Raw genomic sequence first — 25,881 nt, 5'->3', positions numbered from 1 at the left:
CGCGAAGGGCAAGCGGCACGCACGGGGGCGGGCGGCAGGCACTGATTCGCGGCTTCCAGCAGCATTGACAGGGAACAAGGTCCGGGACTGCAAAAGGTCATGAAAATGTCATAATTGGCTGAGCACCCCGGCGCGCCAAGGCGGGGTTCAGCCGAACAGCACGATGCCGCCCGGCAAACGCGTCACGCGCGCGCCATACGCGTCCTGGATCAGGGCGATCACGTCATCGAGGCGGTCGAGCGAAAAGCTCGCTTGCACGCGCGCGTGTTTCAAGGCGTCGCCATTGAGGATCAGCTTGCCGGGGCGGTAGCGGTTTACTTCATCCACCACCTCGGCCAAAGTGCTTTGCTTGAAGACCAGCAGGCGCTGGCGCCACGCGCTGACGTCGCTTTTTGCCACCGCGCGGGCGATGCCGAAATGCTCGGGCCGGTAGCGCAGCTGCTGGCCGGCCGCCAGTTCCGCATCGTTGCCGGCCTGCGCCACGCGCAAGCGGCCCGCCAGGCACGTCACGCACACTTCCTGGCCAAACAGGCGGATATTGAAACGCGCGCTGCCGGCCGACACCGTGCCGTCGCCCGCCTGCACGCGCACGCCTGCCGCGCCGCGCAAGCCAGCCTGGAATTCCGCTTCGCCGGCCAGCAGCACCAGCGACGCGGCGCCGTCCTGCACGGGCGCCGCGTCGAGCCGCGTCTGCGTATTCATCTGCACCAGCACGCCGCCATCGAGCGCCACTTCGCGCTGCTCGCCCGTGCCCGTGGCGTAGTCGGCTGCAAGCCCGGCCACGGCCGGCCACAGGTCCGTCGGCGGGCGCAGCACCAGCAAGCCCAGCGAGGCGGCGACGGCGCCACCAAGCCAGGCGCGCCGCGCCACGTTGACAGGCGCCTGCGCCCGCTTGACGGCGCGCGCGGCGGGCGCCATGGCGCCCCACACGGCGCGCGCTTCGGCAAAGGCCGTCGCATGCCTGCGGCTGCGCGCGCACCAGTGGCGAAACACTTGCGCGTCGCGCTCGCTGACCTGGCCCGAGGCCAGACGCACGACCCACGCCTGCGCTTCCTTCTGGATGACACCCATATCGTCTTCCGCTTGTTCAGTCATGATGTTTAGACGTTTTTCCCGCGCCGGGACCGAAGCGCTGGATGAAATCGCGCCCCATGCGTTCGCAGCAATGTTCGAGGCCGGCGCGCAATTCCTTCTCCACGGTGCGGGCGGAAATGCCGAAGCGCTCGGCGATGTCGCGGTGCGGCAACTGGTCGACGCGGGCGGCGATGACGATGGCGCGCCGGCGTTTCGGCAACTCCTGCAAAGCCCGTTCCAGTTCCTCGAGTTCGGCGCGCGCGCTGAAGGTGCGGGCCGGGTCGGCCAGCTCATCGGCCATCTCGTACAGGTCGTCGATATCGGGCAGGCTGAGCAGACGCGCATTGTCGCGGCGTTGATCTTCCGCAATGTTGATGGCGATGCGCATCAGGTAGGCGGACGGGTAGCTGATCGCCTCGGGCGCCGTCATCTTTTCCACTCTTAAATAGGTTTCATGCAGCGCGTCATTGGCCAGGTCTTCCGAGCCCAGGCGGCGCTGCAGGTGGCGGCGAAACTGTCCGTAGCGTTCCAGGAACAGCTTGCGCAGGGTGGTTTTGAGCAATTCCGACATGGTCAGGGCGCCCCGGCCACGAGGTAGGGCGCGCAATCGGCGCCCGGGTCGGGCCGCGGCGTCAGTAAAATCGTCAGCGGCTGCGGCAGGCCGGCCGGCGGCGCGCCATCCATCAGCAGGCTGCGCAGGCGCTGCAGCACGGCGCGGTCGCGCTGTTCCACGCCGCTCGGCACGAGCACGTGCACGTCGCGCACCTTGCCCCGTTCGTCAAGCCACAGCTGGAAGGCCAGGCGGTAGCGGCCGAAAGCGTCCGGATGCAAGCGGCACAGGGCGCGCGTGAGCGAGCGCTGCAGGACCGCCGCATAGCCTTGCAATGGTGCGCTGGCGGGAGCGGCTTCGGCCGGCACGGACGGCGCCACAGGTGCATCGGCCAGCGCCAGCAAGGTGAACGCATTGCTGCCGCTGAAACGGGCGCCCAGCTGGGTTCCGACCAGCAAACGCTGCAACGCTTCGGCCGGCGTGTAGTCGCCGCGCACGGGCGCAGCCACTCTGCCGGCCGCCAGCTGGCTGCTGACGAGCACGGAATACCCGGTCACTTCGCCAAACGCCACCAGGGCCGCATCGAGCGGCTGGGCGGGCAAGTCGAAATGCATGCCCGCGTGCGCGCCGGCGTCAGCGCCGTCCGCACTGGCGGCCGGCCGCACGAATGTCATCAAGGTCATGAATGTCATCAGCAAGCAGGCGGACAGGGCATTGCCCGTTGCGGCGTGGCGGTGGCTTAGTGTCATTTTCCAGGGGAATCAACGAGAACCTGCGCATGAAGTGTCTTGTCTGCAATGTTGTCTGCAGAATGGCAAGATGGTAGCTTCATAAAATGACAACTGCATGACATGGCGCCAGCCCGCATTCCGGCCCGTGTCATCGCCGCGACACATGCCCCTGCTATGCTGAACGCTGATTCCACCGCTCCGGGAGCCGCCATGGCACGCCTGTTCTTGACTGTTTTACTTGCCTGCGCCGCCCTGCCCGCGCAGGCGGACGAGCACACCGTCGTCGTGCAAGCTCCCGCGCCGGAGAAGGGCTGCGTGGAGGTGGAAGTCCATGGCCAGCGCGCGCAATCGATGTCTTGCTTGAGCGAAAAATTATTGCCAAATAGCAACACCATGAACCGGCAGCCGCCCGCCCTGTCCGGCGCGGAGGCGGTCATGCAACGCCCGTCGAACCAGCTGGGACTGTACAACCGCGCCGCCCTCGAACACCGCATGGGCAATGCCTTTGGCAAATCCGTCACGCCGCAGCGCCCGAGCACGCCGCCACCCGCCAGCCCGCTGCTGCCGCCGCGCTGACCTTGTTGTCAACGCACAGTCCATTTGCGCTGTCAAGATTGCGCAATCGCGCCGATTGCGTATCATTCCAGGCTTGATCGCTCTGGAAACAACCATGCTGCCCACTATCGAACAACGCCTTGCCCTTGAACTTGCCGCCAAACCGGTGCAGGTTGCCGCCGCCATCGAACTGCTCGACGAAGGCGCCACCGTGCCCTTCATCGCCCGTTACCGCAAGGAAGCGACCGGCGGCCTCGACGATATCCAGCTGCGCCTGCTCGAAGAGCGCCTGCGCTATCTGCGCGAGCTGGAAGAGCGGCGCGCCGCCATCGTGGCGTCGATCACGGAACAGAACAAGATGACGCCCGAGCTGCTCGACGCCGTCATGCACGCGGAAGACAAGACGCGCCTGGAAGACTTGTATCTGCCGTACAAGCAAAAGCGCCGCACGAAGGCGCAGATCGCCATTGAAGCGGGCCTGATGCCGCTGGCCGACGGCTTGCTGGACAATCCGGAACTGACGCCGGAAACGGAAGCGGGCAAGTTCCTGCGCGACGCGTTTACTAGCGCCGACGGCAACAACCCGGGCGTGGCGGACACCAAGGCGGCCCTCGACGGCGCGCGCCAGATCCTGATGGAACGTTTCGCCGAAGACGCGACCCTGCTGCAAACCTTGCGCGAATACGTGCAGGAACACGGCATCGTCGAATCGAAAGTGGTGGAAGGCAAGCAGGACGAAGGCGAAAAATTCGCCGATTATTTCGATTACTCGGAAACCATTTCGACCGTCCCCTCACACCGCGCGCTGGCCCTGCTGCGCGGCCGTCGCGAAGGCATCCTCGACGTCACCCTGCGCCTGGATACGGAAGCGGAAAAACCGAAATGGGATGCGCCGCACAACCCGTGCGAAGGCCGCATCGCCGCCCGCTTCGGCATCAAGCAACAAGGCCGCCCGGCCGACAAATGGCTGGCGGACACGGCACGCTGGACCTGGCGCGTGAAAAGCTTCATGCACCTGGAAACGGAACTGATGGGCGCGCTGCGCGAACGCTCCGAACTCGACGCGATCAACGTCTTCGCCACCAATCTGAAGGCGCTGCTGCTGGCCGCGCCGGCCGGCCAGCGCGCCACCATGGGCCTCGATCCCGGCTTGCGCACGGGCGTCAAGGTCGCCGTCGTCGATGCCACCGGTAAAGTCGTCGACACGGCCGTGATCTACCCGCACCAGCCGAAGAACGACTGGGACGGCTCGCTGCATACCTTGGGCCGCCTGGCCGCCAAGCACAATGTGTCGCTCATTTCCATTGGCAACGGCACGGCCTCGCGCGAGACGGACAAGTTGGCGCAGGACTTGATCAAGCAGCATCCGGAAGCGAAGATGACGAAGATCGTCGTCTCGGAAGCGGGCGCGTCGGTGTATTCGGCGTCCGAATTCGCGTCGAAAGAATTGCCGGACATGGATGTGTCGCTGCGCGGTGCCGTCTCGATCGCGCGCCGCCTGCAAGACCCGCTGGCCGAACTGGTGAAAATTGACCCGAAATCGATCGGCGTGGGCCAGTACCAGCACGACGTGAGTCAAAGCCAGCTGGCCCGCTCGCTTGATGCCGTCGTGGAAGATTGCGTGAATGCCGTCGGCGTGGACGTCAATACGGCGTCGGCTCCCCTGCTGGCGCGCGTGTCCGGCCTGTCGGCCAGCGTAGCGCAAAGCATCGTCACCTACCGCGACATGAAGGGTGCCTTCACTTCGCGCGCGGCCTTGAAAGCCGTGCCGCGCCTGGGCGATAAAACGTATGAGCAGGCAGCCGGCTTTTTGCGCGTGATGGGCGGCGAGAATCCGCTGGACGCCTCGGCCGTCCACCCGGAATCGTACCCGCTGGTGGAAAAGATCCTGGCGGACATCAAGAAGGACATCAAGGCCGTCATCGGTGAAACAGCCTTGCTGAAAACCTTGAGCCCGGCAAAGTATGCGGATGAAACGTTTGGCGTGCCGACCATTTCCGACATCCTGAAGGAACTGGAAAAGCCGGGCCGCGATCCGCGTCCGGAGTTCACCACCGCCACCTTCAAGGAAGGCGTGGAAGAAATCCGCGACTTGCGCCCGGACATGATTTTAGAAGGCGTGGTCACCAACGTGGCCGCCTTTGGCGCCTTTGTCGACATCGGCGTGCACCAGGATGGCCTCGTGCACATTTCCGCCCTGTCGAACACGTTCGTGAAAGATCCGCACACGGTGGTGAAGGCTGGCCAGGTCGTGCGCGTGAAAGTGCTGGAAGTCGACGAGAAGCGCAAGCGCATCGCGCTGACCATGCGTTTGACGGACAGCGCGCCGCAGGCGGGCAGCAAGCCCGAGCAGCGTGGCGACCGCAACGACCGCCGCAGCATGGCGCAGCACCAGTCGCAGTCGCGCAACGCGCCGGAACCAGCGGGCAGCATGGCCGCCGCGTTCGCCAAGCTGCGGGGCTAAGTCCGTGGCCGCCAGGCATGATTTCGTCATCCTGGCGGCGGATGCCGCCAGCGCGGAGGCGCAGCTGCTGCTCGATGCATTGTCGGACGCGCTGCTGCGCATCAATGGCGACAGTGGCCGCTCTTCCTTCGATGTCGAAGCGGCAACGCCGCGCGGCGGCTTTTACCTGGCCCGCGATACGGCTGGAGAACTGCTGGGCTGCGCCGCCCTGCGTCCGCTGGGCGAAGCGGACAGCGCCATAGGCGAGCTCAAGCGCATGTATGCGCGCCCGGGTTCGGCTGGCGTGGGCGCGGCCCTGCTGGCCCACGTGGAGTCGCAGGCGCGCCAGCATGGCTACCAGGCCCTGCACCTGTCCACCCGCGTGGCGAATACCCGCGCCGTGGCGTTTTATGCCAAACACGGCTATGCACCCGTCATTGCCTGGGGCAAATACGTGGGTGCGGCACAATCGACCTGCCTGGGCAAGACCTTATAAGCGTCAACGTGGCTGACTTGCCCGATTTATGACTTGAGCGCATACCCGTGCCGGCGTTTTCTTATAAAATGACGGCATCTATTTATTTACCCCATCAGAGGCAGCTATGAGCGACGTACAAACCTGGATCAAAGAAACCGTGACGAACACGCCAGTCGTGCTGTTCATGAAGGGCACGGCCCAGTTCCCGCAGTGCGGCTTTTCCGGCCGCGCCATCCAGATCCTGAAAGCGTGCGGCGTGGAAAACATCGCCACCGTCAACGTACTGGATGACCCGGAAGTGCGCCAAGGCATCAAGGATTACTCGAACTGGCCGACCATTCCGCAGCTGTATGTCAAAGGCGAGTTCATCGGCGGTTCCGATATCATGAATGAAATGTTTGAATCGGGCGAACTGAAGTCCCTGCTCGATGCCTGATAGCCAACAGCAGCGGCCGCGCCGTATCGTCGTGGCCATCACGGGCGCCACGGGCGCCGTGTATGGCTTGCGGCTGCTGCAATTACTCGGCGCCATCCCCGGCGTCGAAACGCATCTGGTCTTGTCGGATGCGGCCGTACTGACCCTGCACCAGGAAACAGGCGTGGGGCGCAAGGAAATCGAAGCGCAGGCGCACGTGGTGCACAAGCTGCGCGACATCGGCGCCTCTATCGCCAGCGGCTCGTTTCAATCGGATGGCATGGTCGTCGCACCGTGCTCGATGAAGACCCTGGCGGCCGTGGCCCATGGCTTGTCCGATAATTTGATCACGCGGGCCGCCGACGTGGTGCTCAAGGAACGCCGCCGCCTGATTTTGATGGTGCGCGAAACGCCCTTCAACCTGGCGCACCTGCGCAATATGACGGCCGTGACCGAAATGGGCGGCATCATCTTCCCGCCCTTGCCGAGCTTTTATCACCACCCGCAAAGCATTGCAGAGATGGTCGACCATACGGTGGCGCGCGTCATCGACCTGCTCGGCATCGAGCACGGCCTGGCACCGCGGTGGAATGGTCTCAAGTCTGCAAGCGACACCCCTATCCTCTAATTGGCGTCACGATGTAACTCTGGCGTCACGATGCCTGACAAAAGCGTAGCGAGCGAAAGGAAGAGGTGGTCGAGAAGCGCAACCGTGCTCTAGCACGGTGAGCATCGCAGACCGCCTATACCGACGCGCAGTAGCTTTGGTCAGGCATCCACCACTCAGCGTTTTTCGAACTGCGTGGCACTGGCCTGCTTCAAATCCCTGGCTTCTTCAACCATCCTGCGGTGGGCGATCCGTTTGCGCATCACTTCCGCATGTTGCGCGGCAGTCATGGGGGGCACGGTCATCAAGTCCTTCAGCTGCGCGGTATTGCTGTAGTTACTTTTCATAAGACGGCTCAAATGCTCGGCTCCGTAGTGGATGAACTGGCTGCTTCTGATGTGATTATGCGCTGGTATTGGCCGCTGCGCCGCTGCGTACGGGATTATTGTCAAATAATTCCGCTGCAGCGCAACATGCGAGGTCTTATTGTGCGGCAAAATCATGTCTCCAGTATGACCTTGCGCAAATAAAAGGACAGGGGAAGCAGCGCCAGCAAAAAGCGGACGGTGCCGGCCGGGGATGGCCTGAATGCTTACTTTTGGTAGTTGACGCGCACCAGCATGCGAATAAATTCTCGCGCGATTTGACGATGATGTTCATCTAATCTTTGCAAATCGGCAATTAATTTCACATCGGCGGACTCAAAACGCGACAAAGCGCTGCCCGCTTCGCCATTCGGCGTGGCGCTTTCCGGGCCGCCAAAACGCAACCATTCCGCCGGAACGCCCAACCATTGGGCAATCATGCGCAATTTCTCTTGCGTCGGAATTGCTTCACCTACTAACCATTTCCTAGCTGCATGCACGGTAATCGGGCGCCCGTCGAAACGGATATTGAATTCCCGGGCCAGTCTGGTCGGGCTGTCTGGAGAGTAATGGGCGTTTTTGAGAGCCAACTGAAGTCGCTGGCTGAAGCTTTCGCGTTCGTTAGAAGAATTCATAGGTGTACTATTTCATGTTGTAACATGAAAGTCAGTTTCTTGAATGACCATACAGATTGTTACATTTGAAAAGAGCATCAATTAACAATTAACACTCCAGCCGGGCTTTTCAGGTCAAAAAGTGGGCCGAATTTTCTCTTGCGATTCTGCGTGGCTTCGGGTCAAATTCGCGGCTAGCCTTGATTTTCGCACTGCAGCACGATTCAAAGCCTCGGTTTGGCATTACAACGTACGGTATCGGATAATGCCCTCCTCTACCGATATACGCAATGCTCATGCCATACAATTTCTTGTAGACAAAGTTTTCAGAAGGGCCATTTTGTTTTCAATATAGAAACGGCATGAACAACGTGTTCAGAGTGAAACGTTGTTTTTCGACCGTAGCTGCTGAAAAGAATCTGCGCAAAAAAAATTTTACTGCCATCGCAGCGAAAAGAATGTCGCCGTTATGCCAGGAAAGCTCTTTTTGGTGTCATCTTGGCCACCAACTCTCGATCTTAAGCGGGTTTGCGCAAGAAGAATCAATTTATTTTCAGTAATTGTTGCCTGATTCGCCAAATTCTGCCGGTCATGCCTTCTTTTTTCTTTGTTGCAGCACGGGCGGGGCAGGCTACAATAGTATTGACGTTGACGTAAACGGCACTTTGCCCCCCACAGCCTCGCAGCACCCATCCAGCGACCGACCACCCATGCAACCGACACCGCCCGCACCCACGACGACCTATACCATCACCGAACTGGCGCGGGAGTTCGACATCACGGCGCGCGCCATCCGTTTCTATGAAGACCAGGGTTTGCTCAGCCCGAAACGCGAAGGCGCTGGCGGACGCAGCCGTGTCTACACGCCGCGCGACCGCACCCGTTTGAAACTGACCCTGCGCGGCAAGCGCCTGGGCCTGGCGTTATCGGAGATCAAGAGCCTGGTGGACATGTACGAGTCGCCAAAGGATACGCGTGCGCAGATGGACCGCTTCCTGGGCGTGCTGGCGCAGCACCGGCAGACGCTGGAGCAGCAGCGCATCGATATCGAAATGGCGCTGGCGGAAATCAGTTCGCACGAAGAAGCGTGCGCACGCATGCTGGCGGACTTGAACCTTGATGAGGCGCAAACAAACTAAAGGCGCAGGCAGCGGACAGCTGCCGCGCACAGCGCTTTACGTTTACGTAAACGTCACAACTGAGTATCATAGCTTCACTGACCCGGCATCCATGACCGCCACACTTATAACGACGACGAGGACGACATGCTCCATCTCCCAGGCTTGACCTTTGACCACGGCGACGACATCGCCTCTTTGCGCGAAGCGATCCAACAATTCGCCGCCGCCGAAATCGCGCCGCGCGCGGCTGAAATCGACCGCACGGACCAGTTCCCCATGGACCTGTGGCGCAAGATGGGCGACATGGGCTTGCTCGGCATCACCGTCAGCGAAGAATACGGCGGTGCCGGCATGGGTTACCTGGCGCACATCATCGCCATGGAAGAGATCTCGCGCGCCTCGGCCTCCGTCGGCCTGTCCTACGGCGCCCACTCGAACCTGTGCGTGAACCAGATCAAGCGCAACGGCACGGCCGAGCAAAAAGCCAAATACCTGCCGAAACTGATCACGGGCGAGCACATCGGCGCGCTGGCCATGTCGGAACCGAACGCGGGCTCGGACGTCGTCAGCATGAAGCTGCGCGCCGACTTCAAGGGCGACCGCTGGGTCTTGAACGGCACCAAGATGTGGATCACCAACGGCCCCGATGCGGACGTGCTGGTGGTGTACGCGAAAAACGACCTGGAAGCGGGTCCGCGCGGCATGACGGCTTTCCTGATCGAAAAGAATTTCAAGGGCTTTTCCATCGCGCAAAAGCTCGACAAGCTGGGCATGCGCGGCTCGCACACGGGCGAACTGGTGTTCCAGGATTGCGAAGTGCCGGCCGAAAACGTGCTGGGCGGCCTGGGCAAGGGCGTCAACGTGCTGATGTCGGGCCTCGATTTCGAACGCACCGTGCTGTCCGGCGGCCCGCTGGGCATCATGCAGGCCTGCATGGACCTCGTCGTGCCCTACGTACATGACCGCAAGCAATTCGGCCAGCCCATCGGCGAATTCCAGTTGATGCAAGGCAAACTGGCCGATATGTATTCGACCATGATGGCATGCAAGGCCTATGTCTATGCCGTGGGCCAGGCCTGCGACCGCGCCACCACGCCGGAAGCCGTGCGCCAGTTGCGCAAGGATGCGGCCGGCGCCATTCTGTATAGTGCGGAAAAGGCGACCTGGATGGCGGGCGAAGCGATCCAGGCCCTGGGCGGCAATGGCTACATCAACGAATATCCGGCCGGCCGCCTGTGGCGCGATGCCAAGCTGTACGAGATCGGCGCCGGGACCAGCGAAATCCGCCGCATGCTGATAGGCCGCGAACTGTTTGCGGAAACCAAGTAAGCACGGGCGCGCGATTATCGACTGGGTGATGAGCTTTCAATGCGAGCACAGATATGACGCACATTGCCTTCCCCAAATTGCTCTCTTCCCAGATTGCATTCGATATCGCGCGCACCATCCGCGACGGCTTCGACAAGCATTACCGTTTGTTCCGCGCCACCAGCCAGCAAGCCAAGCAGTATTTCGAGCAAGGCGCCTGGGCCGCGGCGCAAACGGCGGCCCGCGAACGCATCGACTTTTATGACAAGCGCGTGCAGGAATGCGTGCAAATGCTCGAAGATGAGTACGAAGAGTCGGAGTTGAGCGACGAAGTGTGGCGCGAACTGAAGCTGCACTACATCGGCATGCTGACGGAACACAAGCAACCGGAACTGGCGGAAACCTTCTTCAATTCCGTCTGCTGCAACATCCTGCACCGCACGTATTTCAATAACGACTATATTTTCGTGCGTCCCGTCGTGTCCACGGAATACATCGAAACGCAAGACCCCATCCCCACCTACCGCGTGTATTACCCCGGCAAGAATGGCTTGCGCCATACCCTGCAAGGCATGGTGACGGACTTCCAGCTCGGTTGCGCCTTTGCCAACCTCGAGCGCGATGTGGCCCAGGTGGAAGCGCGCCTGCGGCAGCTGTTCGGCAGCGAGCGGATCGAACCTAACCACCAGATCCAGGTCTTGACCAGCTTGTTTTACCGCAACAAGGGCGCCTACCTGGTCGGCAAGGGCATCAACGGCAACCGCGAATATCCATTCGTCGTGCCCATCCTGCACAACCGCCACGGCAAGCTGGTGCTCGACACGGTGCTGTTCGAGCACCAGCAGATCGCCGTGCTGTTTTCGTTTACGCGCGCGTATTTCCTGGTCGATATGGAAGTGCCGTCGGCCTACGTGCAATTCCTCCGAAGTTTGCTGCCGCGCAAACCGCGCAGCGAAATCTATACGATATTGGGCTTGCAAAAACAGGGCAAGACCTTGTTTTACCGCGACTACCTGCAGCACCTGAAACACTCGTCGGACCACTTTGAAAGCGCGCCCGGCATCCGCGGCCTGGTCATGCTGGTGTTTGCCCTGCCCTCGTTTCCCTATGTTTTCAAGGTGATCAAGGATTTTTTCCCGCCGCCCAAGGAAACCACGCGCGCACAAGTCCAGCAAAAGTATTTGCTGGTGAAACACCACGACCGGGTGGGCCGCATGGCCGACACGCTCGAGTATTCCAACGTGGCCTTTCCCCGCGCCCGTTTTGCCGAGGAATTGCTGGCCGAACTGAAGCAGTTCGCCCCCTCGCTGATCGAAGAAGACGGGGAGCAGATCATCATCCGCCACCTGTACATCGAACGGCGCATGGTGCCGCTGAACATGTGGCTGAGCAATGCCGAGAAGGAAGGCCGCGACGACCTGGTCGAACACGCCATCGTCGAGTACGGCAACGCCATCAAGGAATTGGTGGCGGCGAATATTTTCCCGGGCGACATGCTGTATAAAAACTTTGGCGTGACCCGTCATCAGCGCGTCGTTTTTTACGATTACGATGAAATCGAGTACATCACCGATTGCCAGTTCCGCGTCATTCCCGAGGCGCGCACGGAGGAGGAAGAAATGTCGGCCGAACCTTGGTATCCCATCGGCAAGCACGATGTGTTTCCCGAACAATTCGGCACCTTCCTGCTGGGCAATCCCCGCATCCGCCGCCATTTCATGCAGCACCATGCCGACCTGCTGACGGCGCAATACTGGCAGGCGCGCAAGCAGCGCATCGAAGACGGCCATATCGAGGACGTCTTCCCCTATCCGCAGCACCTGCGTTTTTGTATGCAGTCATCATCCCCACCCTTAACCGGAGATTCAACATGAATGATCCAGTCGTAATCGTCGGTGCCGCGCGCACCCCCATGGGCGCCTTCCAGGGCGACTTTGCCAACGTCACCGCCAGCGACCTGGGCGCCGTGGCCATCCGCGCCGCCGTCGAACGGGCCGGCGTGGCGCCGGACGCCGTTGAACACGTGTATTTCGGCAATTGCCTGATGGCTGGCCAGGGCCAGGCGCCCGCGCGCCAAGCCTTGCGCAAGGCAGGCTTGCCCGATTCCACGGGCGCCGTGACCCTGTCGAAAATGTGCGGCTCGGCCATGCAAACGACCATGTTCGCGCATGACACCTTGCTCGCCGGCAGCGCCGAGGTGGTGGTGGCGGGCGGCATGGAATCGATGACCAACGCCCCCTACCTGGTGCCGAAGGCGCGCGGCGGCTACCGCATCGGCCACGGCATGATCTATGACCACATGATGATGGATGGCCTGGAAGACGCCTACAGCCGCGATGAAAAGGGCAATGCCCGCTCGATGGGCACGTTTGCCGAAGAGTGCGCCAGCCAGTACCACTTCACGCGCGAAGCGCAGGACGCGTTTGCCATCGAATCCGTGAAGCGCGCGCAAGCGGCCACCAAGGATGGCAGTTTTGAGTGGGAAATCGCGCCCGTCACCGTTTCCGGCCGCGGCGGCGACACCGTCGTCAGCATCGATGAAGGCCCGCAAAAAGCCCGCCTGGAAAAAATCCCGACCTTGAAGGCGGCGTTCAAGAAGGATGGCACGATCACGGCCGCTTCGTCCTCGTCGATCAACGACGGCGCGGCGGCGCTCGTGCTGATGCGTGAATCGACGGCGAAAAAGCTCGGCTGTACCGTCATCGCGAAAATCCACGGCCACGCCACGCACGCGCAGGCGCCCAACGAATTCACGACCGCCCCCATCGGCGCCGTGAAAAAGCTGTACGCCAAGACGGGCTGGAGCAGCGGGAATGTGGACTTGTTCGAGATCAATGAAGCGTTCGCGGCCGTGCCGATGGCCGCCATGCACGACCTCGACATTCCGCACAGCAAGATCAACATCCACGGCGGCGCGTGCGCGCTGGGCCACCCGATCGGCGCCTCGGGCGCGCGCATCATCGTCACCCTGCTGGGCGCCCTGAAGAAAACCGGCGGCAAGCGCGGCGTGGCAGCGCTGTGCATCGGCGGCGGCGAAGCGACGGCGATGGCGATCGAACTGGTATAAGCTCTTCCTGAGCACGGGCGCGCACCGCGGTTCACGGTGTGCGCTTTCATTTTATTTTCAGGGAGAATAGACATGCCTACCGCATTGATCATCGGCGCCTCGCGCGGCATCGGCCACGAAATCGTCCGTCAATACCGCCACGATGGCTGGCGGGTGATTGCCACGGCGCGCACGCAAGACGCTTGCGACGCCCTCGCGCAACTGGGCGCGGAAGCGCACCGGCTCGACGTGACGGATGTGGAAGGCTGTGCCGGCCTGGGCTGGAAGCTCGACGATGAAAAACTCGACGTGGCCATCCTCAACGCGGGCGTGTATGGCCCGCGCCACGACGGTTTCCCCGCGCAAGCCGATTTCGACCTCGTCATGCACACGAACGTGCTGGCGGCCATGCGCTTGCTGCCGATCCTGGCGCCGCTGGTGGCGAATGCAAAAGGCAAGCTGGCCGTGCTGTCCTCGCACATGGGTTCCCTCAGCGAACGCGGCAACCCCAGCGGTTCGCTGTACCGCGCCAGCAAGGCCGCCCTGAATTCCGTGCTGATCGACACGTCCCTCGTGTACGGCCCGCAAGGCGTCAGCTGCGTCGCCTTCCACCCGGGCTGGGTACGCACGGACATGGGCGGCGCCGGCGCCGATATTTCGCCCGAGGAAAGCGCTGCCGGCATCCGCGCCACCCTGGCCAGCCTGCCGGCCACGGACAAGGCCGTGTTCCGCAACTACGACGGCAAGCCCATAGGCTGGTAATGCCAGCTCACCTATAAAAACAAACGAGACGACGTCCCATGATACTCAATGAAGAACAATCGATGATCCAGGAAGCGCTGCGCAGTTTTTCGCGCGAGCGCCTGGCGCCCAACGCTGCCCGCTGGGACAAGGAACATCATTTCCCGAAAGAAGAATTGCAGGAATTGGCCGCGCTGGGCGCCTTTGGCGTGGCCGTGCCGGAAGCGCTCGGTGGCGCCGGCCTCGACTACGTGTCGCTGGCCCTGGTGCTGGAAGAAATCGCCGCCGGCGATGGCGGCACGTCGACCATCATTTCCGTCAACAATTGCCCCGTGTGCAGCATCGCCATGATGTATGCGAACGACGCGCAAAAGGAACAATGGCTGCGCCCGCTGGCGCAAGGCACGATGCTCGGTGCGTTTTGCCTGACGGAACCACACACGGGTAGCGACGCCTCGGCCCTGCGCACGACGGCCACCCGCGACGGCAATGAATACGTCATCAACGGCACCAAGCAATTCATTACCAGCGGCAAATATGCGGATGTAGCCATCGTCATGGCCGTGACCGACAAGGCGGCCGGCAAGCGCGGCATCAGCGCCTTCTGGGTGCCGACGAATACGCCAGGCTACATCGTGGCGGGCCTGGAACAGAAGATGGGCCAGCACTCGTCGGACACGGCGCAAATCCTGTTCGACAACTGCCGCATCCCTGCAGAAAACATGATTGGCGAAGAAGGGCAAGGCTACAAGATCGCCCTGTCCGGCCTGGAAGGCGGACGCATCGGCATCGCCTCGCAAGCGGTCGGCATGGCGCGCGCCGCGTATGAAGCGGCCTTGAGCTATGCGCGCGAGCGCGAGAGTTTCGGCAAGCCCATCTATGAACACCAGGCTGTGCAGTTCCGCCTGGCCGACATGGCCACGCAGATCGAAGCGGCGCGCCAGCTGATCCGCCACGCGGCGGCCATGAAGGATGCGGGCCTGCCCTGCCTGAAGGAAGCGGCGATGGCCAAGCTGTTTGCGTCGGAAATGGCGGAAAAAGTGTGCTCGGACGCCATCCAGGTGCACGGCGGCTATGGCTATGTGTCCGACTTCCCCGTCGAGCGCATCTACCGCGACGTGCGCGTGTGCCAGATTTATGAGGGGACCAGCGATATTCAGAAGATTTTGATTGCGCGGGCCCTATAAACCCCAAGGCAGATGCTGGGGTCGTACCCTGCAGGGTACGACCCCGGGGTTACGCCGTTGGGTTTTCAATAGACGAAAAAAAAGCCCGCTAGCGCGGGCTTCGTTCCAATGTATTACCAATGCTTTAATCGTGTCATGGACGCCAGTGCTATCTGCAAAGTGCCTCCTGATTTTCAGACTCCCATGCTATCTGCATGGTGACTCCAAGTGTAAATCGACCATCGTATCCGGAATTACAAAATCCATTTCTTCGCACTGTCACGCCATCGACATTACACCTGTCGGTCGCCGCGCTGAAACTGGATGGTGAGATAATTTGCTGCCAAATCTCAATCACTGAACCGAGTATAGCACAGCTTTTTGTGCGGTGCAATAATGAATTGAAGCCATACCTTAAATCAAGTCCTTAGGGCCAGCGGCTTGTCCTCTTCGCCGCCACGGGCCACTCTTTCGTATTCGGATATCACTTGCGCGCCCAGCAGCAGCAAGGTGGCGCCGATTTCCAGGCTGAACATGACGACGATGGCCGTCGTCATCGAGCCGTAGACGATGTTCACCTGCGACAAAGTGGAAAAATACCAGACCAGCACGTGGCGCGCGATTTCCCACAACAGGGCCGCCGTCACGCCGCCGATCAGCGCATGCGTGATCGATAATCGCCCCACCGGCATGACCAGGTAGATCGAGCTGAGCACGAGGATTTCGCCCGCCAGCCCCAGCAAGTACAGCAGCACGCCCGATACCCCTTCCAGGCCCCAGTCGTGGCGCAAAAAGCGCACGCTTTCCTCGCCCATCACTTGCAAGCTGCCGGCCACGAGGGTGATCAGCAAGATGCCCACGCCCAGACACAGGATGTAGCAGTACGGCAGCACGGCGGAAATGAGAAAATGGCGGCGGCGGATGGCGACGCGGTGGATGAAGATCACGCTCATGGCGTTTTCCAGCACGGTAAACGCCAGCGAGCTGAAAAACAGCATGGTCAGCAGCAGCAGCCAGCCGATCACGCCCCGGTTGTTGAGGAAATGCGCTACTTCCGCCACGATGGCTTTCGATTGCCCCGGCACCAGCCATTCCAGGTAATGGCCTATGGTTTGCAGCAATTCGTCCTGCGCGATCACGTGCGACAGGGCCACCACCACCAGCATCAGCAGGGGCACGATGGACAGCAGCGAGTAATACGCGACGGCGCCCGCCAGCAGCAAGCCCTGGTTGGCGCGGAAACCCTTCAGCACCTGCAGCACGAAGGCCAGCGGGTGGCTGAGGATGTAGGTACTGGCGTGGCGGTTGATCATGTCGGCTGCGGTGAAGAAGGCGGCGCGGCCTCGTGCCACGCCTGCATTCACACTAGCATACTGACATTCGCCCCGCTGCACCGTACGCTAACAGACGGCCGGCTCCAATAATGTCAAGGTTTGCCGGTCCGCATCCAAAGTGGCGAGGATGCCCATCGGTATCGTGAACTGGTGGCGGATGTGGCCAAACGAATAGCCGCTGACGGCTGGCACGCGCAAGGGCTGCAAATGCTGGTCCACGGTAGCATCGAGGGTCAGCGCGGTATCGCCCTCGGCCGCCTCGCAATGCTCGAAGATGCCCAGCATCAAGGCCGCCGCCTTGCTGAACCCCACGGACAGGTCGAGCTGGCACAGCATGCGGTCGATGCGGTACGGCACTTCATTGATTTCTTCGAGGAACAAAATATGCTCGCGGAAATCGGCCGCATACGGCGTGCCGGCCAGCGCGCTGACCATGCACAGGTTACCACCCGTCAAGCGCCCCGTCGCCTGGCCGCCGTGCACGGTGCGGATGGCGAAGTTCGGATGCGTTTGCGCGCGGCGGTGATTGTCGAGCGCCATCGGGATCGTGTACTGCTCTTGCGGCGTCATCAGCACGTTTTGCAGCTGCGTCACCGTGTAGTCGGAAAACGTGGATGAGGCCACGGGACCGTGGAAGGTCACCAGGCCCGTCTGGCGGGCGATGGCCAGGTGCAGGGCCGTGATGTCGGAATAGCCGATCAGCACTTTCGGGTTGGCGCGGATCAAGGCGTAATCGAGCAGCGCCAGCAGCGAAATGCAGCCGGATCCGCCACGTATCGTCCACACGGCCTTGACGTTCGGATCACGAAACGCGGCGTGCAAGTCGCCCAGGCGCTGCTGCACCGTGCCCGCATAGTTGCCGTGCACGGCGCGGATATTGGCACCCAGGCTGGCGCGCAAACCCAGCGATTCGATATTGCGCACGGCCTTGGCGATGGCGTCCTCATCCGTAAAGCCGCCCGGTGCGATGATGGCGACCAGGTCGCCTTCGCGCAGGCGCGCCGGCTTGATCAATGCGTGTTGCTGCTGCATGCGTTTGCCCTTCCCTTGTGCGGCCGCCGCCCACGCCGGTGTACCTGCCGCCCCCAAGGTGGCGGCCAGCAAGCCGCCGAAGCGGCGCCGGCTGAGATTGGTCTGACTGGACATGCGGCCCTTTCCTGGAATAAAAACGGCGACGCCAGGCGCCGCCGCACGAGGTTAGCACGCCAGCGGAATCGCCGCCGGCATGGTTGCCTTACATGAACTTGTACTTCAGCTGGAACGACAGCGAACGGCCGCGTGGATCGGCCACGCGCGGATCCCAGCCGGCACCCACCACTTCATCCACGTTGTGCGCGGTGAATGGCGGATCGCGGTCGAACAAGTTCTGGATGCCCACGGTAATCGTCGTATTTTTGAAGCCCGTGTACGTGCCCGACAAGTTATACGTGGTGTAGCTGGACACGTCCGGCTTGAAGCCCGGTGGCGGCGCGCCCTTGCCGCCATTCGGCAGCTGGTCCTTGTAGCCCGACGAAAAACTCTGGATCAGCAAGCCGCTCCAGTCGCCGCGCGACACGCCAAAGCTGGCATTGTGTTTCCAGCGCAGGTACAGATCACGCGTATAAAACTTGCCGACCAGTTCCTGGTATTCCTGGCCTTGATATTCCGCAAACTTGAAGCTGTCCATATACGTGCCGTCCAGGGTCGCCGTCCATTTCGCGTCCTGGATCTTGCCTTCGCCGCGCAAGCCCACGTCAAGGCCGCGCACTCGGCTGCCTGCCGCATTGATCCAGCCCGCCTGCACGTACTCGATGGTGCCGTCCGGATTGCGGTGGATGTACTGGTTCAGCGCCTGGTAGTTGGCCAGCACGATTTGCGGCGTGCGGTTCAGGATGCGGTCCTTGGTATTGATGGCCCAGTAGTCGAACGAGGCCGAATAGCCCTTGAATGGCTCGATGACAAAACCGACGCTGCCCTGCTTCGACGTTTCCGGCTTCAGGTTCGTGTTGCCGCCCGTCCTGTAGTCGAGGCGGTCGATGGCGCAGTACTCGGGCACGCCCGGATGCTTGGCGCAACCTTCCTGGTCAATCACGCCGTTCGGCAATTCCTGGCTCAGCGAACCGGAATACAGCTGCTGGAAGCTTGGCGCGAGGAAACCCTTGCTGGCCGAACCACGGAACAGCAGGAAGTCGGTCGGCTGGTAGCGGAAGGCCACTTTCGGATTCGTCGTCGCGCCCACCAGGCTGTAATCGTCGCGGCGGATGGCCAGCTGCATTTCCAGGTCCTTCGTGACCGGCACCAGCAACTCGGCATACACGGCCTTGACGGTACGGCTGGCATCTTTTAATGCGGCGTTGCCTGGCGCCAGCAGGATCTGGATGGCGTCGACGTCTTGCCCGAAGCTGTAACCTTCGCGGCGCAAGTCAAAACCGGCCGCCATGGCCAGCGCACCGGCCGGCAACTGGAACAGCTCGCCCGAAACGGAACCGTCGATCTGCGTCAGGGTCGTCTTGCCATGCTGGAAGTCGCCACGGAACTTGGTCGATTCGATCAATTGCTTGGCCGCTTCCGTCTGGCTCTGGCCGGCGCCCACCCATGGATTGATGATGCCGCTGGCCAATGCCGCGTACAGCTTGTCCGTGTAGGAATAGCCATCCGTCAGCTTGGTCTTGGTGCTGCTTTCGGCGCGCGAAATGCCGGCCTTGTAATCCCACTTGCCAAAGTTACCTTCAAAGCCCACCAGCACGCGGGCATTGTCTGTCGTGTTTTCCTGCGTGCGGTTGCCCACGTCATTGGCGCGCCACTTGTAGGAAATCGGCTTGGTCTTGTCGAACGAGGGGATGTAGGCCGACAGGTCCTGGTAATACGCGCCACCCACAGGGTACAGATTCTTGTTGGCAACGGTCGCCTGCACCTGCATCGGCGTCAAAATGGCCGTGGCCTTGGTGCGCGAACCGAGCACTTCGACAAACATGCGGTGGTCGGGCGCCAGCTGGAACGTACCGCGCGACAACAGATTGGCCCGTTCAACGGGGAATTGCAGCACATAGTCGGCGCCATAGTCGTAGGCGCAGGAATGCGTGGTGCGCAGCGGCGACGTCACGTCTTTCCACAGTGCCGTCTGGTATTGCGACATACCGGCGATGCTGTCGCACTTGCCCTGGAAACTCAGCGGATTGGCTTGCAGGTATTTGTTCGGATCGCCAGGCAGCTGGAACGAGGTGCCCAGCGCCGTTCCGGTACCCGCCATCTGGTTGGCAAACGGCGTGCCCGTCGTATCGGGCGACAATCCGCGGCCCGGCTGGAAACCATTGACGAAGGAGCGGTCGCTGCCGTTGAGGCGCTGCGCCTTGTCGACGGTCAGGCTGGCCATGATGTTGTAGCGGTCGCTTTCCAGCGAACCCGTACCGGCCAGGAGCGAGGCGCGCCGGGTGGCGCCACCACCGGCCTGCGTGTCGTTGGTGGAGACGGATGCTTCCACGCCGCTGTAATTGGTTTTCAGAATGAAATTGATCACGCCGCCGATGGCGTCCGTGCCGTAGATGGCCGAGGCGCCATCCTTGAGAATTTCCACGCGCGAAATCGCGCCCAGCGGGATCGAGTTCAAGTCGACCGACTTGCCGCTGGCGCCGTGCGTGGCGATGCGGCGGCCATTCAACAGCACCAGGGTGCTCGACGGGCCCAGGCCGCGCAGCGAGGCGAACGAGGCGCCGCCGCTGACCCTGTCGGCATCGGCGCCAAACACGTTATTGCCCGAAGTCATGTTATCGGCGCCCGTGCCATTCGCCGACAGGGTGCGCACCAGTTGCTCGGTCGTCGTGATGCCCTGTTTTTCGATCTGGTCAAAGGTGATGACTTGCACCGGCAGCGCGCCTTCCTTGGCCACCCGCTTGATACTGCTGCCCGTCACTTCGACCCGTTGCATTGCTGGCGGCGCCGCTTCCTGTGCGACGACCGGCCCCACCACCCCCATCAATGCCACCAACTGCGCTAGCTTTTTCAATTTCACAGGTCTTCTCCTTGTTGGGCAATCGAAACTTGAGTCATCAAGTCAGGCTGTATAGATATGTCGCAACGTCTGTCTCGCAGTACATTTTTTTATGACAATTGCGCATGACTTTATTTGTTTTCATTTTCAGAGTAGCGCGATGCATCCGCGGCCAGCCAATGAAAAATGCTTTCCTAACCATAACTTTTTGGAATGAATGCCCTTTTCAGTGACATGGTCACTTGTCTGCGGGGCTACCCTTGGCTTTATCCACGTCCAGATAGCGCCAGGACGTGAATTCCACGGGGTGGCGCCTGTAGTTTTTTAGCCACGGTTGTTGCAGGTCGGCAGAGATGGGATGCGTCAGCAGCACCCACGGCGTGTAGGCGTGGATCAGCTGAAACAGGTCGAAGTACAGACTGCGTCGGCGCGGCGTATCGGATAGCAGGCGCGCCTCCTCATAGCGTTTATTGTAATCGGGCAAGTTGAAGCGGGCATAGTTGGCGCGGCCACTGTTGGGACCGTACAACAATTGCATAAAGTTATCGCCATCGGGGAAGTCGGCGATCCAGTTGGTCTCGAACATCTGCACCTTGCCCAGGCGCGACGCCTTGATGATTTCCGTCTTCTTGTCGCTTTTAAACTCCACGCGCACGCCGATGGCGTTCAGGTTGCGGCGCCACAATTCATCGCGCAAACGCCCCACCGTGCTCGGCTCCGTATGCATGGTGAGCAGCAAAGGTGTGCCGTCCGGCTGGGTGCGGAAACCATCTGGCCCCGTCTTGTAGCCGAAGCGGTCCAGCAGGGCGCGCGCCAGGGCCGGATCGTAGCCGACGGGGCTGCGGTAATTCTTGTCGTAACCGAGCACATTCGGCGGCAGCGGCGACTGCGCCGGCAAGGCCAAGCCCTTTTTTAGCAGCGCGATATCTTCGCGGCTGTTGTAGCTGAGGGCGATGGCGCGCCGCAGGGCCAGCTTGTCCTTGCTCGTGCCGCCCAGCACGGGGTCGTCCATATTCATCCACATGTAATACGTCTGCAGCACGGGAAAGCGTGTCAGCTGCATGCCCTTGGCGGCCAAGGCAGGTTTCAGCGCGCCATTGACCAGCACCATGTCCGTCATCGATTCGGGCACTTGCTCCAGGTAATCGAACTCACCTTTCAGGAAACCCAGCATGCGCGATTGATATTCCTCGACGATGCGTACCTCGATGCGCTCAACCAGCGGCAATTGCTTGCCTTCCAGCCCAGTGGCGATGGCGCGCGCGTCGACCGGCAAGGCGGCCAGCGCCTTGGCATCCGTATGGAACACGGTGGGGCGGAAAGTCGGGTTGGCCTGCAGCACGATCTTGTCGCTGCGTTTCCATTCCTTCACCAGGAACGGCCCCGTGCCCACGGGGTGATTACCGATCTGCCCCGGCGCCGGGTACGCTTCGGCCACTTCGCGCGCCACCACGGCCGTCGCCGGCATGGCCAGGTAAAACAGGAAGTTCGGGTCGACGCCATTGAGGCGGATGCGCAAGGTGTATTTGTCCAGCGCCTGCAGGCCGGCGATCGGCGTGTCATAGCTGAACTTTGTTTTCAGGGCCGCATCGCCCACCAGCTTGTCTTCCAGCAAGAACAGCCACGGCGACTTCAGGCTGGGGTCATACAGCCGCGTCAGGCTGTACACATAATCCTGCGCCGTCACTTCGCGCGGCTTGCCCTTGAAGGCGGGATCGGGCGTAAAGAAAATACCGGGCTGCAAGTGAAAGATATACGTGCGCCCGCCATCTTCCACGCTCGGCATCGCGCGCGCCGTATTGCCCTGCAGTTGCACCGGGCGGGCCAGGTAGTCATAGCGCAGCAAGGGATCGAAAATGTTTTCCATCAAATTCAGGCTGGCCAGGTCGGACGCCACGGCCGGGTCCAGGCCCGTCTCGCTGGTGCTGAGGAACAGGTGCAAGGTCTTGTTCGCGCGGGCATCGGCGGCGGCATGGGCCGGTACGGAAAAAAGCGTCAGCAGGGCCAGGCTGGCGGCGCAGGCGGTTTTGCGTAAAAACATCATCAATAATCCAGTGCAGACAAGGTAAGGAACAGCGGCAAGCGGCAGGCATCCCCCACACTACGCGGGCACGCTGCGGGGCGCCAATGAAAACAGGCTGCCAGCTTATAACTTTTTGGCATGCGATTGCTGCATTCTTTCATCAACTCGTATCGGGCTGCCCCTATACTTTGTTTGCAGACATTTTTCACACCCGACACACAGAACTGATCGCATATGGCACTTAATTACATCTGGTCCGGCTTTTTCCTCGTAGGCTTCCTGGCCGCAGTGCTGCAGTGGCTGTTTCTCGGCGATACCGATATCTTCAAGCGCATCATCGACGGCACCTTCGAGACGGCGCGCATGGGCGTGATGGACATTGCCCTGCCGCTGGCGGGCGTGATGACCTTGTGGCTCGGCATCATGAATATCGGTGAAAAGGCGGGCATCGTCGGCTGGCTGGCCAAAGTCATCGCACCGTTCTTTTCGCGCATCTTCCCGGAAATTCCCAAGGACCATCCTGCCACCGGCCACATGGTGATGAATTTCTCGGCCAACCTGCTGGGCCTGGACAATGCGGCCACGCCGTTCGGCTTGAAGGCCATGGAAAGTTTGCAAACCTTGAACCCGAACAAGGAAGAGGCGACAAATGCGCAAATCATGTTTCTGGTGCTGCACACCTCGGGCCTGACCCTGATTCCGCTGGCCATCATGGCGCAGCGCTCCATCCTCGGCGCCGCCGATCCGTCCGACATCTTTATTCCCTGCATGATCGCCACCTATGTGGCCACCATGGTCGGCATCATCACGGTGTCCATCAAGCAGCGTATCAACTTGCTCAACCGTGTCGTGCTGGGCTGGATGGGCGGCATGACGAGCGCCATCGTCGCCATGATCTGGTACTTCACGCAATACCTGACGAAACAGGAAATCGAGCTGGTCTCGAAAGTGGTCAGCAACCTGGTCTTGATCAGCGTGATCGCCATATTTATTATTGGCGCGCTGCGCAAGAAAGTGAACGTGTATGACGCCTTCATCGAGGGCGCGAAAGGCGGCATCCAGACGTCGATCACCGTGATTCCCTACCTGGTCGGCATGCTGGTGGCCATCAGCGTGATCCGCAACGCGGGCGTGTTCAATTTCCTGATGAGCGGCATGAACTGGTTCTTCGCCAACCTGGGCATCAATACGGACTTCGTGCCCGCCTTGCCGACGGCGATGATGAAGCCGCTCAGCGGCTCCGGCTCGAAAGCCATGATGATCGACGCCATGAATACCTACGGCGTCGACTCCTTCGTCGGCCGCCTGGCCTGCGTCTTCCAGGGCTCGGCCGACACCACCTTCTATATCGTGGCCCTGTACTTCGGCTCGGTGGGCATCCGCAAGACGCGCTATGCCATCACGGCCGGCCTGATCGCGGATCTGGCTGGCGTGATCACCGCCGTCTTCGTTGCCTACGTCTTTTTCCACTAAGGAGCACCATGTTACGTCCTGTTCTGATGGCGGCACTGTTGGCGGGTCTTGGCCTGTCGACTGCCCAGGCGCAATTGCCCGAGTCCGTCAGCCTGCTGTTGCGCAGCGCGAATATTCCCGAAGACGCCATCGGCGCCATCGTCTTGCGCGGCAACACCACCGTGCTGTCGCATGGGGCCGAGCGCAGCATGCAGCCGGCGTCCACCATGAAGCTTGTGACGACGGCCGTGGGCCTGGAGCAGCTGGGCCCCATCTTCCGCGGCCGCACGGAGTTGCGCACCAGCGCCGACGTCATCAATGGCGTACTGAAGGGCGATTTGATCCTGCGCGGCGGCGCCGACACGGATTTCAATGCGGACGTGCTGGAGCACATGCTGCAAACCTTGCGCAACCAGGGCATCGTGAAAATCAAGGGCGACCTGATCCTCGACCGCCAGCTGTTCCAGCCGGCCCGGCCCGACATCGGTGCACCGCCCTTCGACGAATCGGCCGAATTCCGCTACAACGTCATCCCCGATGCCTTGCTGCTGAATACAAATCTGCTCGATATCAATATGAACTCGACGGAGCGGCAATTGAGCATCCTGATGCAGCCGGCGCTCGAGAACGTCAGTATCACGAGCGACATGAAACTCATCAAGGGAAGCTGCGCCAGATGGGAAGATGGCTGGCGCCCACCCGAATACCGGCGCGATGCGAGCGGCAAGCTGCAGGTAATCCTGCACGGCACCTTTCCGCAAAATTGCAGCAAGGCCACCAGCATCAATGTGCTTGATCGCAACGATTACGCAGACCGCTTGTTCCGTGCGACCTGGAGACGCCTGGGCGGCACGATCACGGGCACGGTGCGCGAAGCGCCGGCAACAGGCTTGCCGCCAACGGCCGAACCAGTCGGCACGCGCATGCTGGCCGACCACGTGGCGCGCGCCTTGCCGGAAGTACTACGCGATATCAACAAGACGTCCGACAACACCCTGGCCCGTACCCTGTTCCTGAGCCTGGGCAGCTTGCAAAGCGATGGCTGGCTGGGCAGCCGTCCCGTCGCCATGGCGGCGCCGGAAGACACGGCCACGCGTGCGCGGCAAGTGATACAGGAATGGTTCCAGCGGCACCAGATCGACACCCAGGGCATGCTGGTCGACAACGGTTCCGGCTTGTCGCGCACGGGACGCATTGCGCCCGCGCAAATGGCCGGTGTCTTGCAAGCGATGCAGCAAAGTCCGTGGGCGCCCGAGTTCCAGTCCAGCCTGCCCATCGTCGCGCTGGACGGCACCATGCGCAAGCGCCTGCTGAACAGCCCGGCCGCCGCGCGGGCCCGCATCAAGACGGGAACGTTGAAGAATGTGGTGGCCATCGCCGGCTATGTCCCCGACGCCAACAACCAGCTGTGCGTGGTGGTCGCCATGATCAATAGCAACCTGGTGGGCAACGGTAACGGCCGCGCCGCCGTCGACGCCTTGATCGAGTGGGTCGCCAAAAGCGGCGCGACGCCGGTAGTGGCCGGCCAATAAAGGGAAGTAGTGATAGAAAGGCAGCGCGCAGCGCTGCCTTTTTTTTCGTCTGTCACTTGGCTGCCGACTTGTCGGATTACGCTACGCTAATCCGACCTACCGGACTTTACATGACCGTAGGTCGGCTTAGCGCAACGCGCGTAAGCCGACACCACTCGCGGCGCCCGACAAAACCACCAGACGAAAAAAAACCCCACCATTGCTGGCGGGGTTTTTCTCTACTGCGCATAACAAGCCTGACGATAACCTACTTTCACACTGGTTGCAGCACTATCATCGGCGCAAAGTTGTTTCACGGTCCTGTTCGGGATGGGAAGGGGTGGGACCAACTTGCTATGGTCATCAGGCATAACTTGTAC

23 protein-coding genes and 1 rRNA gene are annotated in these 25,881 nt (G+C 61.4%); 14 read left to right on the top strand and 10 right to left on the bottom strand.

The window, feature by feature from the left end:
* Positions 1-147: 147 nt before the first annotated feature.
* The 3 genes from BLU39_RS22810 to BLU39_RS22800 are packed head-to-tail and all read right to left on the bottom strand — an operon-like array spanning position 148 to position 2,307.
* Positions 148-1,095, bottom strand: coding sequence for a FecR family protein (locus BLU39_RS22810; protein WP_092717299.1), 948 nt, complete (start codon positions 1,093-1,095; stop codon positions 148-150).
* Positions 1,088-1,645 carry an RNA polymerase sigma factor gene (locus BLU39_RS22805; protein WP_092717296.1) on the bottom strand — a complete coding sequence of 186 codons (558 nt, stop codon included), beginning with the start codon at positions 1,643-1,645 and terminating at the stop codon, positions 1,088-1,090. Before BLU39_RS22805 ends, BLU39_RS22810 begins: the two co-directional genes overlap by 8 nt.
* 2 nt (positions 1,646-1,647) lie before the next feature.
* Positions 1,648-2,307, bottom strand: coding sequence for a secretin and TonB N-terminal domain-containing protein (locus BLU39_RS22800; RefSeq protein ID WP_175539394.1), 660 nt, complete (start codon positions 2,305-2,307; stop codon positions 1,648-1,650).
* Positions 2,308-2,565: 258 nt separating this feature from the next.
* Here BLU39_RS22800 and BLU39_RS22795 point away from each other — a divergent pair, with 258 nt between their 5' ends.
* From BLU39_RS22795 to BLU39_RS22775, 5 genes are all read left to right on the top strand, one after another.
* Positions 2,566-2,931, top strand: coding sequence for a hypothetical protein (locus tag BLU39_RS22795; RefSeq protein ID WP_092717290.1), 366 nt, complete (start codon positions 2,566-2,568; stop codon positions 2,929-2,931).
* 94 nt (positions 2,932-3,025) lie between these two features.
* Complete coding sequence (locus BLU39_RS22790; RefSeq protein WP_092717287.1) at positions 3,026-5,374, top strand: Tex family protein; 2,349 nt, start codon at positions 3,026-3,028, stop codon at positions 5,372-5,374.
* A 4-nt stretch (positions 5,375-5,378) separates the two neighbouring features.
* Complete coding sequence (locus tag BLU39_RS22785) at positions 5,379-5,849, top strand: GNAT family N-acetyltransferase (protein ID WP_254789042.1); 471 nt, start codon at positions 5,379-5,381, stop codon at positions 5,847-5,849.
* A 106-nt stretch (positions 5,850-5,955) separates the two neighbouring features.
* Positions 5,956-6,267, top strand: a complete 312-nt coding sequence (gene grxD, locus BLU39_RS22780) for a Grx4 family monothiol glutaredoxin (protein WP_034753766.1) — start codon at positions 5,956-5,958, stop codon at positions 6,265-6,267.
* Positions 6,260-6,874, top strand: coding sequence for a UbiX family flavin prenyltransferase (locus BLU39_RS22775; RefSeq protein ID WP_092717284.1), 615 nt, complete (start codon positions 6,260-6,262; stop codon positions 6,872-6,874). The genes grxD and BLU39_RS22775 overlap by 8 nt, the downstream gene beginning before the upstream one ends.
* Before the next feature lie 155 nt (positions 6,875-7,029).
* Here BLU39_RS22775 and BLU39_RS28370 read toward each other — a convergent pair whose 3' ends face one another.
* Positions 7,030-7,356, bottom strand: coding sequence for a hypothetical protein (locus tag BLU39_RS28370; protein ID WP_139178450.1), 327 nt, complete (start codon positions 7,354-7,356; stop codon positions 7,030-7,032).
* Positions 7,357-7,445: 89 nt separating this feature from the next.
* Entirely contained in the window at positions 7,446-7,853 is a 408-nt protein-coding gene (locus BLU39_RS22770; protein ID WP_034753756.1) for a hypothetical protein, read from the bottom strand.
* A gap of 341 nt (positions 7,854-8,194) precedes the next feature.
* Between BLU39_RS22770 and BLU39_RS28365 the strand changes: the two genes are divergently transcribed.
* The 7 genes from BLU39_RS28365 (at position 8,195) to BLU39_RS22740 (ending at position 15,235) form a co-directional block, all read left to right on the top strand.
* The gene (locus BLU39_RS28365; RefSeq protein WP_139178448.1) at positions 8,195-8,392 is read left to right on the top strand and encodes a hypothetical protein; all 198 of its coding nucleotides are present in this window, start codon (positions 8,195-8,197) and stop codon (positions 8,390-8,392) included.
* A gap of 150 nt (positions 8,393-8,542) precedes the next feature.
* Positions 8,543-8,971: a MerR family transcriptional regulator gene (locus tag BLU39_RS22765; RefSeq protein WP_092717280.1), complete on the top strand. Its 429-nt coding sequence runs from the start codon at positions 8,543-8,545 to the stop codon at positions 8,969-8,971.
* A gap of 126 nt (positions 8,972-9,097) precedes the next feature.
* Positions 9,098-10,282 carry an isovaleryl-CoA dehydrogenase gene (locus tag BLU39_RS22760; RefSeq protein WP_070260712.1) on the top strand — a complete coding sequence of 395 codons (1,185 nt, stop codon included), beginning with the start codon at positions 9,098-9,100 and terminating at the stop codon, positions 10,280-10,282.
* A 53-nt stretch (positions 10,283-10,335) separates the two neighbouring features.
* On the top strand, positions 10,336-12,135 hold the full coding sequence (gene aceK / locus BLU39_RS22755; protein ID WP_092717277.1) for a bifunctional isocitrate dehydrogenase kinase/phosphatase: 1,800 nt from the start codon (positions 10,336-10,338) through the stop codon (positions 12,133-12,135).
* The gene (locus BLU39_RS22750) at positions 12,132-13,328 is read left to right on the top strand and encodes an acetyl-CoA C-acyltransferase (protein WP_092717274.1); all 1,197 of its coding nucleotides are present in this window, start codon (positions 12,132-12,134) and stop codon (positions 13,326-13,328) included. Before aceK ends, BLU39_RS22750 begins: the two co-directional genes overlap by 4 nt.
* A gap of 72 nt (positions 13,329-13,400) precedes the next feature.
* Entirely contained in the window at positions 13,401-14,069 is a 669-nt protein-coding gene (locus BLU39_RS22745) for an SDR family oxidoreductase (protein WP_092717271.1), read from the top strand.
* A gap of 38 nt (positions 14,070-14,107) precedes the next feature.
* Entirely contained in the window at positions 14,108-15,235 is a 1,128-nt protein-coding gene (locus tag BLU39_RS22740) for an acyl-CoA dehydrogenase family protein (protein WP_092717268.1), read from the top strand.
* A gap of 398 nt (positions 15,236-15,633) precedes the next feature.
* On the opposite strand, the gene BLU39_RS22735 is transcribed toward BLU39_RS22740, so the two are convergent.
* The 4 genes from BLU39_RS22735 to BLU39_RS22720 all read right to left on the bottom strand — a co-directional run bounded on the left by BLU39_RS22735 (position 15,634) and on the right by BLU39_RS22720 (position 22,559).
* Positions 15,634-16,527: a YihY/virulence factor BrkB family protein gene (locus BLU39_RS22735; RefSeq protein ID WP_092717264.1), complete on the bottom strand. Its 894-nt coding sequence runs from the start codon at positions 16,525-16,527 to the stop codon at positions 15,634-15,636.
* A gap of 87 nt (positions 16,528-16,614) precedes the next feature.
* Positions 16,615-17,694 (bottom strand): S66 peptidase family protein, encoded by a 1,080-nt coding sequence (locus BLU39_RS22730; protein WP_092717261.1) that lies wholly within the window; start codon positions 17,692-17,694, stop codon positions 16,615-16,617.
* 88 nt (positions 17,695-17,782) lie between these two features.
* Positions 17,783-20,536 carry a TonB-dependent receptor gene (locus tag BLU39_RS22725; protein ID WP_254789041.1) on the bottom strand — a complete coding sequence of 918 codons (2,754 nt, stop codon included), beginning with the start codon at positions 20,534-20,536 and terminating at the stop codon, positions 17,783-17,785.
* A 217-nt stretch (positions 20,537-20,753) separates the two neighbouring features.
* Positions 20,754-22,559: an ABC transporter substrate-binding protein gene (locus tag BLU39_RS22720; RefSeq protein WP_175539393.1), complete on the bottom strand. Its 1,806-nt coding sequence runs from the start codon at positions 22,557-22,559 to the stop codon at positions 20,754-20,756.
* Between the two features lie 213 nt (positions 22,560-22,772).
* Between BLU39_RS22720 and BLU39_RS22715 the strand changes: the two genes are divergently transcribed.
* Entirely contained in the window at positions 22,773-24,011 is a 1,239-nt protein-coding gene (locus BLU39_RS22715; protein ID WP_034753725.1) for a nucleoside recognition domain-containing protein, read from the top strand.
* An 8-nt stretch (positions 24,012-24,019) separates the two neighbouring features.
* Positions 24,020-25,522, top strand: coding sequence for a D-alanyl-D-alanine carboxypeptidase/D-alanyl-D-alanine endopeptidase (gene dacB, locus BLU39_RS22710; protein WP_092717258.1), 1,503 nt, complete (start codon positions 24,020-24,022; stop codon positions 25,520-25,522).
* A 234-nt stretch (positions 25,523-25,756) separates the two neighbouring features.
* Here the strand turns inward: dacB and rrf are convergent.
* Positions 25,757-25,869 (bottom strand): 5S ribosomal RNA (gene rrf / locus BLU39_RS22705).
* Positions 25,870-25,881: the final 12 nt, after the last annotated feature.

Source organism: Janthinobacterium sp. OK676 (genome assembly GCF_900103595.1).
Classification (GTDB): Bacteria; Pseudomonadota; Gammaproteobacteria; order Burkholderiales; family Burkholderiaceae_D; genus Janthinobacterium.
Note: the sequence above shows the minus strand (reverse complement) of the source record. Positions and strands in the feature narration are given on the sequence as shown.

What these genes read in the sequence shown, in the direction of transcription:
- BLU39_RS22810 (WP_092717299.1), bottom strand. Translation starts at nt 1,095, where the DNA reads ATGACTGAACAAGCGGAAGACGATATGGGTGTCATCCAGAAGGAAGCG.
- BLU39_RS22805 (WP_092717296.1), bottom strand. Translation starts at nt 1,645, where the DNA reads ATGTCGGAATTGCTCAAAACCACCCTGCGCAAGCTGTTCCTGGAACGC.
- BLU39_RS22800 (WP_175539394.1), bottom strand. Translation starts at nt 2,307, where the DNA reads ATGACCTTGATGACATTCGTGCGGCCGGCCGCCAGTGCGGACGGCGCT.
- BLU39_RS22795 (WP_092717290.1), top strand. Translation starts at nt 2,566, where the DNA reads ATGGCACGCCTGTTCTTGACTGTTTTACTTGCCTGCGCCGCCCTGCCC.
- BLU39_RS22790 (WP_092717287.1), top strand. Translation starts at nt 3,026, where the DNA reads ATGCTGCCCACTATCGAACAACGCCTTGCCCTTGAACTTGCCGCCAAA.
- grxD (WP_034753766.1), top strand. Translation starts at nt 5,956, where the DNA reads ATGAGCGACGTACAAACCTGGATCAAAGAAACCGTGACGAACACGCCA.
- BLU39_RS22775 (WP_092717284.1), top strand. Translation starts at nt 6,260, where the DNA reads ATGCCTGATAGCCAACAGCAGCGGCCGCGCCGTATCGTCGTGGCCATC.
- BLU39_RS28370 (WP_139178450.1), bottom strand. Translation starts at nt 7,356, where the DNA reads ATGATTTTGCCGCACAATAAGACCTCGCATGTTGCGCTGCAGCGGAAT.
- BLU39_RS22770 (WP_034753756.1), bottom strand. Translation starts at nt 7,853, where the DNA reads ATGAATTCTTCTAACGAACGCGAAAGCTTCAGCCAGCGACTTCAGTTG.
- BLU39_RS28365 (WP_139178448.1), top strand. Translation starts at nt 8,195, where the DNA reads ATGAACAACGTGTTCAGAGTGAAACGTTGTTTTTCGACCGTAGCTGCT.
- BLU39_RS22765 (WP_092717280.1), top strand. Translation starts at nt 8,543, where the DNA reads ATGCAACCGACACCGCCCGCACCCACGACGACCTATACCATCACCGAA.
- BLU39_RS22760 (WP_070260712.1), top strand. Translation starts at nt 9,098, where the DNA reads ATGCTCCATCTCCCAGGCTTGACCTTTGACCACGGCGACGACATCGCC.
- aceK (WP_092717277.1), top strand. Translation starts at nt 10,336, where the DNA reads ATGACGCACATTGCCTTCCCCAAATTGCTCTCTTCCCAGATTGCATTC.
- BLU39_RS22750 (WP_092717274.1), top strand. Translation starts at nt 12,132, where the DNA reads ATGAATGATCCAGTCGTAATCGTCGGTGCCGCGCGCACCCCCATGGGC.
- BLU39_RS22745 (WP_092717271.1), top strand. Translation starts at nt 13,401, where the DNA reads ATGCCTACCGCATTGATCATCGGCGCCTCGCGCGGCATCGGCCACGAA.
- BLU39_RS22740 (WP_092717268.1), top strand. Translation starts at nt 14,108, where the DNA reads ATGATACTCAATGAAGAACAATCGATGATCCAGGAAGCGCTGCGCAGT.
- BLU39_RS22735 (WP_092717264.1), bottom strand. Translation starts at nt 16,527, where the DNA reads ATGATCAACCGCCACGCCAGTACCTACATCCTCAGCCACCCGCTGGCC.
- BLU39_RS22730 (WP_092717261.1), bottom strand. Translation starts at nt 17,694, where the DNA reads ATGTCCAGTCAGACCAATCTCAGCCGGCGCCGCTTCGGCGGCTTGCTG.
- BLU39_RS22720 (WP_175539393.1), bottom strand. Translation starts at nt 22,559, where the DNA reads ATGATGTTTTTACGCAAAACCGCCTGCGCCGCCAGCCTGGCCCTGCTG.
- BLU39_RS22715 (WP_034753725.1), top strand. Translation starts at nt 22,773, where the DNA reads ATGGCACTTAATTACATCTGGTCCGGCTTTTTCCTCGTAGGCTTCCTG.
- dacB (WP_092717258.1), top strand. Translation starts at nt 24,020, where the DNA reads ATGTTACGTCCTGTTCTGATGGCGGCACTGTTGGCGGGTCTTGGCCTG.